Annotated in this window: 10 protein-coding genes; 8 read left to right on the top strand and 2 right to left on the bottom strand. The window is 69.5% G+C overall.

Going from position 1 to position 11,230, the window contains the following annotated elements; all coding sequences use genetic code 11:
* Positions 1-49: 49 nt before the first annotated feature.
* Complete coding sequence (locus ACH4TV_RS34760; RefSeq protein ID WP_398405240.1) at positions 50-778, top strand: alpha/beta fold hydrolase; 729 nt, start codon at positions 50-52, stop codon at positions 776-778.
* A 141-nt stretch (positions 779-919) separates the two neighbouring features.
* Here the strand turns inward: ACH4TV_RS34760 and ACH4TV_RS34755 are convergent, their stop codons facing one another.
* A complete protein-coding gene (locus tag ACH4TV_RS34755) occupies positions 920-1,348 on the bottom strand; it encodes a VOC family protein (protein ID WP_398405239.1) in 429 nt (142 codons plus the stop codon).
* A gap of 328 nt (positions 1,349-1,676) precedes the next feature.
* Between ACH4TV_RS34755 and ACH4TV_RS34750 the strand changes: the two genes are divergently transcribed.
* The 3 genes from ACH4TV_RS34750 (at position 1,677) to ACH4TV_RS34740 (ending at position 3,490) form a co-directional block, all read left to right on the top strand.
* The gene (locus ACH4TV_RS34750) at positions 1,677-2,333 is read left to right on the top strand and encodes a hypothetical protein (RefSeq protein ID WP_398405238.1); all 657 of its coding nucleotides are present in this window, start codon (positions 1,677-1,679) and stop codon (positions 2,331-2,333) included.
* Entirely contained in the window at positions 2,323-2,958 is a 636-nt protein-coding gene (locus ACH4TV_RS34745) for a Fic family protein (protein ID WP_398405237.1), read from the top strand. The genes ACH4TV_RS34750 and ACH4TV_RS34745 overlap by 11 nt, the downstream gene beginning before the upstream one ends.
* A gap of 64 nt (positions 2,959-3,022) precedes the next feature.
* Entirely contained in the window at positions 3,023-3,490 is a 468-nt protein-coding gene (locus ACH4TV_RS34740) for a hypothetical protein (RefSeq protein WP_398405236.1), read from the top strand.
* 67 nt (positions 3,491-3,557) lie between these two features.
* Here ACH4TV_RS34740 and ACH4TV_RS34735 read toward each other — a convergent pair whose 3' ends face one another.
* Positions 3,558-4,616, bottom strand: a complete 1,059-nt coding sequence (locus ACH4TV_RS34735) for a LacI family DNA-binding transcriptional regulator (RefSeq protein ID WP_398405235.1) — start codon at positions 4,614-4,616, stop codon at positions 3,558-3,560.
* Between the two features lie 241 nt (positions 4,617-4,857).
* Between ACH4TV_RS34735 and ACH4TV_RS34730 the strand changes: the two genes are divergently transcribed.
* Genes ACH4TV_RS34730 through ACH4TV_RS34715 form a run of 4 tightly spaced genes read left to right on the top strand, consistent with a single transcriptional unit; the run spans position 4,858 to position 11,165 of the window.
* On the top strand, positions 4,858-5,805 hold the full coding sequence (locus ACH4TV_RS34730) for a carbohydrate ABC transporter permease (RefSeq protein WP_398405234.1): 948 nt from the start codon (positions 4,858-4,860) through the stop codon (positions 5,803-5,805).
* On the top strand, positions 5,802-6,623 hold the full coding sequence (locus ACH4TV_RS34725; protein ID WP_398405233.1) for a carbohydrate ABC transporter permease: 822 nt from the start codon (positions 5,802-5,804) through the stop codon (positions 6,621-6,623). The genes ACH4TV_RS34730 and ACH4TV_RS34725 overlap by 4 nt, the downstream gene beginning before the upstream one ends.
* Before the next feature lie 54 nt (positions 6,624-6,677).
* Positions 6,678-7,943, top strand: coding sequence for an ABC transporter substrate-binding protein (locus ACH4TV_RS34720; RefSeq protein WP_398405232.1), 1,266 nt, complete (start codon positions 6,678-6,680; stop codon positions 7,941-7,943).
* Positions 7,944-8,003: 60 nt separating this feature from the next.
* On the top strand, positions 8,004-11,165 hold the full coding sequence (locus tag ACH4TV_RS34715; RefSeq protein ID WP_398405231.1) for a family 78 glycoside hydrolase catalytic domain: 3,162 nt from the start codon (positions 8,004-8,006) through the stop codon (positions 11,163-11,165).
* The last annotated feature ends 65 nt before the right edge of the window (positions 11,166-11,230 follow it).

Here is an 11,230-nt window from a genome sequence, read left to right as displayed (position 1 = left end):
GTGACGCATTCACACAATTCACTCGATCACTCGATCAAAGGAGACCGACATGAGCGAGACCTTCGTCCTGGTGACCGGAGCCTGTCACGGCGGATGGGCATGGCGGCCGGTCGCGACCGAACTGAGAGCCGCCGGACACCAGGTGCACACCCCCACCCTGGCCGGCCTGGGCGCCGACGACGACCCGCGCGGCGTGACCCTCACGGACTGTGTGAACAGCCTCGTGGACTACGTCGAACGCGCCGGGCTCACCGACATCACCCTGCTCGGCCACAGCTGGGGCGGCTACGTCCTGACCGGCGCGGCGCCGCGACTCGAAGCCCGGATACGGCGCCTGGTCTTCTGGAACGCGTTCGTGCCGAACGACGGCGAGTCCCTGATCGACGCGTGCCCGCCGCACTACGGCGAGATGTTCCACGCCGTGGCGGCCGCCTCCGGCAACGACACCGTGACGTTCCCCTTCGAGGTCTTCCAGCAGGCGTTCATGCAGGACGCCAGCGAGGAGACGCAGCGCCTGATCCACTCGCTGCTCGTCCCGCAGCCCCTCGGCACCTTCACCGAGAAGCCGGACACGACGGCGTTCACCGCCCTCGACCTCCCCACCGCCTACATCCTGGCCACCGAGGACCTCGCCCTTCCCGGCGAGTGGGCCTGGGCCGACCGCTTCCTGCCGCGGCTCAAGAACCCGCTGGTCATCGAGACCCCGGGCAGCCACGAGGCCCTCTTCACCCGCCCCGCCGAACTGGCCGACGCGTTCGTCCGGGCCTGCGCCGCGTAACGCGGCTGGGCACAGCGGAGCGATCGTGGCCGAATGCCGTCAACTGCGGTGCGGCAGGAGGGTGTTGACGGCAGCGGCAGGACAGGGAGGAGATGGCGGGGCACACGCCCGACTCGGGCCTGTGCCCCGCACGGCGGCTTGCTAGGGCCGGGCGTACGGCCGGGTCATGATCTCCATGTTGTGGCCGTCCGGGTCGGCGAAGTACGCGCCGCGTCCGCCGAAGAGGCGGTTGATCCGGCCGGGTTCGGTGTGGTTGGGCTCGGCGTAGTAGGTGACCCCCACCGCCTCCAGCCGAGCGACCATGCCGTCGAAGTGCTCGTCGGGCACGAGGAACGCATAGTGCTGCGGCTGGATCGGCTCGTCACGCTTCTCGTAGTAGTCGAGCGTCACGCCGTTGCCCAGGTCGACGGGCAGGAACGGCCCGAAGGGCGCGCCGACCTTCAGACCCAGGATCGCGGTGATGAACTCGGCCGACAGGTACCGGTCCGTGGCGTACACGGCGGTGTGGTTCAGCTGGACGGTAGTGACCGACAGCTCGTCTTCGTGCTGGTGCTGCTCGACAAGGGGCATGTGTGGATGTGTCTCCGGGTCTTTGATCCGCTGTGGAGCGCCGCGCAGGGGCGCTGGGAAGAAGGACAGGAAGACATCGGCGGGGCTCTGGCCCGCCTCGTGCTCACGCCGAGGCCGGGCGCCTCACTCGTGCATGGCCCATGGCCGACCCGGCAGTCACCCGGCCGACCCTAGTGCCCTGCCGCGCACCGCTGCAACGCGGCGCCGTAAATCCGTATGACAGGACCGCGACGCTTTGGCACGATCGCTCAGTTGCCCTGCCCTGCCCTGCCCTGCCTGGTTCTGGAGGAACGCCACGACCACCCATGACAAGCTCTCTGCGGCCTGGTTGCCGTGGTCTGCCGTCGATCCCGATCGCCATGCCTTCGCCTGGGACGACGAGGAGGCCTCTCGGGTCGCCGCGGTGATCGCCTCGATGGTGCCTCGTCCCGGTGCCGGGTGGAAAGAGGAGTTTCGCTTCACCGACGAGGTCACGGTGCTGCTGGCAGCCCGGTACGGCCGGTGGGCCTGCGGATGGCACTGGGCGGTCGGGGAGGGCGGTTCGGGTGGCGTCGTCACCAGCTGGTGCTGCGCCTCGCACTCGATGGGCGAACCCGAAGCGACGGCCGCCAAGGTGATCGCGTCGATGCTGGAGTGGCGCGACTGGCTGGAGGAACTGGCCGAGCGGTTCGCCCGGTTGGCGCCGCCCGCCGGAGTGGACGCCGAGGAGCGCAGCTGGCACCTGGAACGGGCGGCGACCCGGCTGGTGACGGTGGTGGTGGACCGTACGGGGCACGAATGCGGTTGGTACGGGCTCTGCCACACGGTGCTGACATGGTTCCTCTCCTCCACAGGCATGGGGCCGGACAGTGCGAGAGCCGCGGTCGAGGCCGCGATCGGTGGACGGTTCGAGAGCTGGACGGAACCGGCGCGGACCCTGGTCGACACCGTGGCAGAGGATCTCGCCGTGGGCCTGACCGGAGAGCGGCCCTACCGTGACCGCTGACGCCCTGGCTGTCTGGTGCCGTGTCAGGAGCCGGATCGACTGGGCTTCCGCAGTCGGCGAGACACCGGCCCCGGTCGAAGCGACCGTGGACGGCTTCGCCAACTGGTGTGCCGCGGGGGGCCGTTCGGCGGATCCGGCCCGAGCCGACCGACTGCTCGCGGCGCTGCGGCGGTCGCGCGCTGACGCTTCCTACGGGCGCTCCCTCACCTGCGCGCTGCTGACCGGATGGCAGCGGCTTGTCCTCGGTGTGCCCGAGGTTCCGTTCCGGCAGGGCGATGCCTTCGCCAAGGGCGGCCGGGAACGCTACGCACTCACGCCACACACCAGGCGGGACTTCGAGCACTGCCTGCACGACAGCACCGACCCGCGAGTCCCCCTGGCCTCCCGCGCGGCCAGGGCCTATCTGGACGTGGCCTTCTTCCACCCCTTCGCCGATGGCAACGCCCGCCTCGCCATGCTCACCCTCGCCCATGTCCTGGAACGGGAGGGAGTCCGGCTGGATCAGGCCGGCCCCCTGCAGACCACGCGGTACGCGGACGACGCCGTCGGCGCAGCCGACCTGGCGGTCCTGGTCTCCGTCCTCATCCGCTCGACCCGGCACCGGACGAGCAGAGCCCGCGACTGAGAGCGCAACTCCCGTGGGAGGACCGGAGGGAACCGTTCCGTCGCGGTGCGGTATCTGGCCCGGCATGGGTCCAATGATGTTGTTCTTCGGGCTGGTCTTCATGGGCGGGTGGGCGGCGGCCGTCGGTGCGCTGGTGTACGCCGTGGTCGCGCTGGTGCGTGTCTGGCCGCAGGACTGGATGCGCAGCCAAGGACATCTGGCGGTACGGGTGTTGGTGCCGACGCCCGCATACCGGCGCTTCGACGTGGCGCTCACCGTGGCGGCTCTCCTGGCCGACCTGTGGTTCGTGTCGGCGGTCATCGTGTTCGGGTCGGACGGCATCTTCACCGAGGAGTGGATGGGCTATCCCGGCATGACGGATCCCGAAGGGCAGGGGTACCAGGCCGGAGCGGTGGACGCACTGCGGACGCTGGCGTGGTGGACCTCCGGGATCGCGGTCCTGGGCCGGTGCTGGATCACCGCCGGCGTGCAGCTGTGCGTCCTGCCGATGGCGGCATCGTGGATCGGATCGTTCGACACCTACTACACCTGACCCGCGCGGGCCTGCCACGGGCTCTCCGGCAGGCACGGGAGCCTCGTGCGCGCCGGACACCGACCCCTCAACAGCCGGCGCCGGCGGCCTGCTCCGGTACCCGGGCGGTGGTCCGGCGTGGCACCAGAGTGGGGGCCAGGGTGACCTGGGCGGAGGGCTTGCTCCGATCGGCGATCCGTTCCTGGACGAGACGGGCGGCGTTGCGGCCCATCTCGTGGCCCGACTGGTCGACGCTGGTCAGTGACACCGGGCCGAACGCGGCGAACGTGGTGTTGTCGTATCCGGCCACCGAGATGTCGCCGGGGACGGAGAGCCCGGCTTCGGCGACCGCCTCCAGTACGCCCATCGCCACGACGTCCGCTCCGGCGAACACGGCGGTGGGGCGCCGGGGGCGGTCCAGTAGTTCCACGGCGCCCAGATGGCCGCCCTCCTGGGTGTAGCTGGTGGAGACGACATCGATCCACTCCACGAGGCCGTGGGTGCGCATGGCCTGCCGGTATCCGTCGGCACGGCGGGTGTTGGGCATCTCCGCGAGGCGCGTCGGGTCGGTCTCGTGGTGCTCGATGTGGGCGATCCGCCGATGCCCCAGACCGGCAAGGTGGCCGACGACGAGTGAGGCGCCGTCGATGTCGTCGTTCACCACCGTGTCGTACACCGGAGAGGATCCGTGCCGCCCCACGACGACGGTCGGTACGGCGGCGGCGACGCGTTCGAGGTGGGCGCGCGAGGACACCGGGGCTACCAGGATCAGGCCGTCCATACTGCGGTCGATCATCGCCTCGGTGACCCGGGCCTCCGCCTTCTCGCCGTTGCAGCCCGGCCCCAGGAGGACTTGGTACTCCGTGTCGTCCAGCACCTGGGTGATCCCGTCGAGGACCTCGGGGAAGAACGGATTGCGGATGTCGGGCAGCATCACACCGATGGTGTACGTCTGCCCCCGCAGGCCCCTGGCGCCCGCGTGCGGCCGGTAGCCGAGCTCGTCCATCGCCCGGCGCACCTTCGCCCGCATCTCGGGACTGGCTCCGTACGCGTTGCGCAGCACCTTGGACACGGCGGTCGTGGACACCTGGGCGTGTCGTGCGACATCGACGATGGTGACACGGCGGCCCGATGCTGGCGGCTCCATCCGGTTCCTCTCCCCTTGGGAAACGTTGCCGCCGAGTGTACGGACAGGCTTACGGGCCGGCAGAGGCCAGGCGAGGCCGCGCCGTTCGACCGTCGTAACAATTGTGCAGCGTGCGCGGCATCTTGACGTCACGCGGGACGCTCCCTAAGGTCTGGCCACACCCGTGGGAAACGTTACCCATAGAGCTAAGGCTCTTCTCTCCGGCAGTCATGTTGAAACGTTTCAGGAAGGAGGTGAGTCGGTGACCGTGGCTCAGAAAGAGAACCTTCCGGGCAGTGACCGGCCGCCGGACGCGGAGCCCCCTCCACGGGTCCGACGGGCGCGTACCGCCCCGCCCTGGTGGTTCGCGCTGCCGGCGCTGCTCCTGTTCGCCTTCGTCGTCCTGGTCCCGAGTGTCCGAGGTGTCCACTACGCCTTCACGGACTGGGACGGCCTGGACCCCGGCTTCACCTTCGTGGGACTGGACAACTTCGCCGACATGCTCCGCGATCCCGATGCGCTGCAAGCGATCCGGCACACGCTGTTGATCGCCGTGTCGATCACGGTCGTCCAGAACGCGCTGGGCCTGCTGCTGGCCCTCGGAGTCAACTCGGCCATCAGGTCCCGGAACCTGCTCCGGGTCCTCCTCTTCGCCCCGGCGGTGATCACCCCGATCGTCACCGCCTACCTCTGGCGCAATCTGCTCGGCCCCGACGGTGCGGTCAACAGCCTGTTCGGCGCGGTCGGCCTGGACGGTCTGCGGCAGGACTGGCTGGGCAGCCCGAGCCTCGCACTGTGGTCGGTGGTCGGAGTGACCGTCTGGCAGTTCGCGGGCTACTCGATGGTCATCTTCCTGGCCGGGCTCCAGTCCGTGCCCAAGGAGGTCCATGAGGCCGCGGCCATCGACGGGGCGGGCCCGGTGCGGCGCTTCTGGTCGGTCACCCGGCCGCTGCTGGCTCCGGCCCTCACCATCAACCTGATGCTGTCGATCATCGGCGGGATCAAACTCTTCGACCAGGTGTACGCGTTGACGGGCGGCGGCCCCGGTCACGCCACCGACACCCTCTCGACGCTCATCTACAAGGACGCCTTCACGCTCGGCGAGTTCGGCTACAGCATCGCGCTCGCGGTCGTCCTCACCATCATCGTGGCGGTCGCGTCGACCGGACAGCACGCCGTGCTCTCCCGCAACGAGAGGGCCGCGTCGTGAACCGCTACCGCGGGCGCACGCTCGCGCTGGAACTGGCGATGATCGCCACCGCCCTGGTCGTCGGCTTCCCCGTGTACGTCCTGGTCAACCTGGCCCTGCGGCCGGTGTCGGACACCTCGTCGCCGATCAGCCCGACCACCTCGCCCACCTTCGACAACTTCTCGCAGGCGTGGCAACAGGGCGGCCTGGGCGGCGCGTTGGGTAACAGCCTGCTGGTGACGGCGTGCAGTGTCGTCATCGTGCTGGCCGTCTCGTCGCTCGCGGCGTACCCGCTCGCCCGCGTCACGGCCCGCTGGTCCCGGCGGACGTATCTGCTCTTCCTCCTGGGCCTCGTCCTCCCCTTCCAACTCGCCTCACTGCCGCTCTACCAGACCATGCGGGACCTGGGGCTGCTCGGTACCCCGTGGGCACTGGTCCTCTTCTACGCGGGCCTGCAAGTGCCGTTCACCGTCTTCCTCTACGTCGGCTTCCTGCGCGCGCTGCCCCGCGACTTCGAGGACGCGGCCCTGATCGACGGCTGCACACCGCTGCAGAGCTTCCGTCACGTGGTCCTGCCCCTGCTCAAACCGGTCACGGTGACGGCCCTGGTGCTCAACACGGTCGCCGTCTGGAACGACTTCTTCACCCCGCTGCTGTACCTCAGCGGCAGCGACCGGCAGACCATGCCGGTCGCGATCGCCGGCTTCGTCGGTCAGTACGTCACCGACTGGAACCTCGTCTTCGCCGCACTGGTGATCAGCATCCTGCCCGTCCTGCTCGTCTACTTCCTGCTCCAGCGCAGCATCATCAACGGCTTCGCGGGAGGGCTGCGCGGATGAGACGCGACGCCCGCCCGTCACCGACACCCGGTGGCTCATCCCCGAGGGGGACACATGAAGACACGCACACTGCCGGCCCTGATCGCCGCGTTGACGGCCGGAGCCGTACTGGCCGCCTGCAGCGGCGGCACCAAGGCGGGCTCGGGCGGCGGCGGTTCGCAGACCCTGACGCTCGCCTCGATCGACCAGGGCTCCGTCGAGGACGTCGTCAAGGCGTTCGAGAAGGCCAACCCGGGGGTCAAGGTCCGCTACACCACCAGCGGCGCCGACCAGTACCAGCAGCAGATCCGCACCCAGTTGTCCTCGGGCACCGCACCCGACGTGATGTCGGTCTGGCCCGGCAACGGCAACCCCGCCGCCACATACGTTCTGGCCGAGCCGGGCTACCTGCGCGACCTCTCGGACCAGCCCTGGGCCGCCAGGATGCCGGACGCGATCAAGAGCGTCGCCCAGTACGACGGCAAGACGTACAACGCGATCTTCGGCCAGAACGGCATCGGCGCGGTCTACAACCAGCAGGCCATGGAGAAGGCCGGCCTCACCCCGCCGGACACCTGGACGGAACTGCTCGCCTTCTGCAAGGCCGCGAAGGACAAGGGCACCCCCGCTTTCGCCCTCGGCAACCAGGACAACTGGGTGACCCAGCTCGTCCTGTACGCGCTGGTCGCCACGACCGTCTACGGCGACGACCGCGACTTCGACGAGAAGATGCAGGCCGGACAGGCCACGTTCGCCCGGTCGCAGTGGACCACCGCCCTGGACAAGTACCTGACGATGGAGCGGACCGGCTGCTTCCAGAAGAACCCGCTGGGCACCAACTACGAAGCCAGCCAGGCCCTCGCCGCCACCGGCAAGACGCTCGGCATCGTCCAGGGCAACTGGGTGATCGCCCTCCTCAAGCAGAAGAACCCCAAGGGCACGTTCACGCTCCGGGCGCTTCCGGCCACCGACGCCCCGGCCGAGACCCTCATACCGGCTGCGGCGGGCGCCGGCTACGGCGTCAACGCCAAGGCCGACAACGAGGAACTCGCCCTGAAGTTCGTGAACTTCGTGATGTCGCCCGAGGGCATGAACCTGTTCGCCAAGAAGCAGGGCAGCCTGCCCTCCCTGCCCGACACGGGCTACGCGGCGGACCCGTCACTGGCCGAACTCACCACGTTCGTCGAGGCGGACCGGACCGTGCCGTTCATGGACCAGCTCTGGCCCGACGCCAAGGTCCAGCAGACCATGCTCAGCGGCCTCCAGGAGATCTTCAGCGGACAGTCCACGTCCAAAAAGCTCCTCGACGAGATGGACGCCGACTACAAGGCCGGCTCCTGACCGCACGCGAAACACGTGTGGATACCGATGAACACAGATGAATACCGAAGGGATGCAGGTGTGAGCCATGCACAACACGACGGTGACAGCGCCGGCAAAGACGGCAGCGGGGTCCGCCGCAGGAGCGTGCTCGCCGCGTCGGCGGTCGCGGTGCCGATAGCGGCCGGCCTGGGCGGCGGCGGCACCGCACACGCGGCGCCCTCCCGCCGTACGGAGCAGGCCGCCGTGACCGGGCCGACCGTGGAACACCGCACGGATCCCCTGGGCATGGACGCCGCCCGGCCGCGCTTCGGCTGGCGCATGCGGTCGGCGGCCCGGGGGAGGAGCCAAGGGGCGTACCAGATCCTCGTGGCGAGCTCACCGGACCGGCTGACCGCCACCCGCGCGGACGTCTGGAACAGCGGCCGCGTCCGTTCCTCCGACTCCGTGGCAGTCCGCTACGCGGGCAAGCAGGTGCGCGCCTCGACCCGCTACCACTGGACCGTCACCGTCTGGGACGCCGAAGGCCGTCCGGTCGGTACCTCGGCGCCCGCCTTCTTCGAAACCGGCCTCCTGAGCACCGACGGCGTCGGCGGCTGGGAGGGCGCGCAGTGGATCGGGATGAAGGGGAAGGCCCTCAACTCGGCCGGCGCGCCGATGCTGCGGAAGGAGGAACGTCTCCGGGCGGCGGGCTCCGCCAAGCCCAGGGTCCGCGAGGCACGGCTGTACGTCTCGGCCCTCGGCGTGTACGACGCCTACATCAACGGGCGCCGGGTGACGGTGGAGCAGGACGGCTCCACCACGATCGAGCTGCTGCCTCCGGGCTCGACGAACTACGACGCGCGCGTCAACTACATGACGTACGACGTCACCAGCCTCGTGACGAGGGAACCGGACGTCACCCTCGCGGTCGTCCTGGGCAACGGCTGGTACAACGGCCGTATCTCCGAGGGCAGTACGTACTACGCGGAGGACGGCAACGCCCTGGCCGTGAAGGCCAAGCTGCTGATCCGGTACGCCGACGGCACCTCGCAGACCGTCGTCTCCAAGCCGGACGGCGGCTGGAAGGCCACGGACACCGGTCCCTACCGCGCCGACGACATCTACGACGGCCAGACCTACGACGCCCGCCAGGAACTCCCGGGCTGGACGTCCCGAGGATTCGACGACGCCGCCTGGGCGGACGTGGAACGCGTCGCCTTCGACGACAGGTTCCCGGACGCGGCCCTCCTCGCCTACCCGGGCGAGACCGCACGCTTCATGCATCGCTGGGACCGGCGACCGCAGTCGATCACCGTCGCCACCGGGGTGACCGGACAGGACGGCAGCGCCAACGGCAGGGGCCGCATCGTCGTCGACCCCGCCCGGACGGTGACCGACCCCGCGAAGGCGGCCACCGCCCCGGTCACGTTCGGCAGCGGCGAGACCGTCGTCCTCGACCTGGGCCAGAACATGGTCGGCGTGGCCCGCTACAGCCTGCGCGGCCCGGCCGGAGCCAGGGTCGAGTTCAGGTTCGGCGAGATACTCAACGACGACAGCGCCGGCGCGGACGGACCCGAGGGCTCCCTCTACCGGGCCAACCTCCGCAGCGCCAAGGCCACCAGCACGTACGTCCTGAAGGGCGACCGGCACGGCGAGACCCACCAGGACTCCCTGACCTTCTACGGCTTCCGCTATGTCTCCGTCACCACGACGGACACCGTCACGCTCACCGGCCTGACCGGCAAGGTCGCCACGTCCGCGATCCGCGAGACCGGCACCGTCACCACCGACGATCCCGACATCAACCAGCTGGCGAGCAACATCCGTTGGGGCCAGCGCGGCAACTACCTCTGGGTGCCCACCGACTGCCCCCAGCGCGACGAACGCCTCGGCTGGACCGGCGACACCCAGGTCTTCTCCGCGACCGGCCTGTACAACGTGGACGCCGGTGTCTTCCTCACCCACTTCCAGGACACCGTCGTCGACTCCCAGGCCATCTACGGCGTGGACAGAGCGCAGTTCACGGGGGTCGCCCCGACGGGACGGTACAACTTCCCGGGCGGCGGCAGCGGTTGGGCGGACGCCGGGGTCATCGTGCCGTGGACCGTGTGGCAGATGACCGGGGACGCGACCGTCGTCGAGGACAACTGGCCCGCGATGACCCGCTACCTGGACTGGATCCAGGAGCAGACCGGCGACACCTACGCCGGACAGGGCTCCCTCACCGGCGACTGGCTCGGGCCACAGAAGACCAGCGCCCAGCTCATGAGCGACGTCTACTACGGCTACAGCACCCGCCTCATGGCACACATGGCCCGCGCGATCGGCAGAACGGCGGAGGGGGAGGCGTACGACCGGCTCTTCGGCCGCATCCGGCAGGCGTTCATCATCAAGTACCTGTCCACCGAGGGCGGCACGGTCACGGTCAGGTCCAGCCTCGGCGACGCCTCCCCGATCGAACCGGGCTCCGACCCCAATCAGAAGACCGAGGACAACAGCCAGACAGCGCTGCTCTGGGTCCTCAAGCTCGGCTTCTACGAGACGGAGGCCCAACGCCGCACGCTCGTCGGGCATCTCGCCGACAACATCGGCAACGACGACGCCTACAAGGCCGCGCACCCGGACAGCATCCGCGTCAGATACGCCGAGAACACGCTGTCCGTCGGCTTCCTCGGCGTCAACGTCCTGGCCCCCGTCCTCACGGACGAGGGACGCGCGGACCTGGCGTACAAGCTGCTGCACCAGGACGCGCTGCCGTCCTGGCTGTTCTCGGTGAAGAACGGTGCCACCACCGTCTGGGAGCGCTGGAACTCGTACTCCAAGGACGACGGCTTCGGGCCGGTCGGCATGAACTCCTTCAACCACTACGCCTACGGCGCGATCATGGAGTGGATGTACGCCTACATGGCCGGCATCGCCCGCGACCCGGACAACCCCGGCTTCAAGCGCTTCCTGCTGCAACCCCACCCCGACCCCACCGGCAGGATCACCCGGGCGGCGGCCTCGTACGAGTCGCCGTACGGCGAGATCAGGAGCGCATGGGCGGTCGAGGACGGAGGCAGAACCCTCGTGTACGAGGCGGTCGTGCCCGCCAACAGCGAGGCGACCCTGCGCCTTCCGTCCCTCTCCGCCGACGCCGTCCGCGAAGGCCGGACCCCGCTGGCACAAGTGGACGGCGTACGGTTCCTCGGCCACGAGGACGGAGTGTCCTCCTACCTGCTGCCCTCAGGCCGGTACCACCTGACCGCCCGGCTCCGCTGATCGGCAGTTGCCGCAGTCCCCGGCCGCAACGGCCCGTCTGCGTACGGGAGTTCGGCCGGGGACGG

It is taken from the genome of Streptomyces sp. NPDC020898, assembly GCF_044333925.1.
Taxonomy (GTDB): Bacteria; Actinomycetota; Actinomycetes; order Streptomycetales; family Streptomycetaceae; genus Streptomyces.
This window is presented reverse-complemented; position numbering and strand designations above follow the sequence as displayed.

What these genes read in the sequence shown, in the direction of transcription:
- ACH4TV_RS34760 (WP_398405240.1), top strand. Translation starts at nt 50, where the DNA reads ATGAGCGAGACCTTCGTCCTGGTGACCGGAGCCTGTCACGGCGGATGG.
- ACH4TV_RS34755 (WP_398405239.1), bottom strand. Translation starts at nt 1,348, where the DNA reads ATGCCCCTTGTCGAGCAGCACCAGCACGAAGACGAGCTGTCGGTCACT.
- ACH4TV_RS34740 (WP_398405236.1), top strand. Translation starts at nt 3,023, where the DNA reads ATGGGTCCAATGATGTTGTTCTTCGGGCTGGTCTTCATGGGCGGGTGG.
- ACH4TV_RS34735 (WP_398405235.1), bottom strand. Translation starts at nt 4,616, where the DNA reads ATGGAGCCGCCAGCATCGGGCCGCCGTGTCACCATCGTCGATGTCGCA.
- ACH4TV_RS34720 (WP_398405232.1), top strand. Translation starts at nt 6,678, where the DNA reads ATGAAGACACGCACACTGCCGGCCCTGATCGCCGCGTTGACGGCCGGA.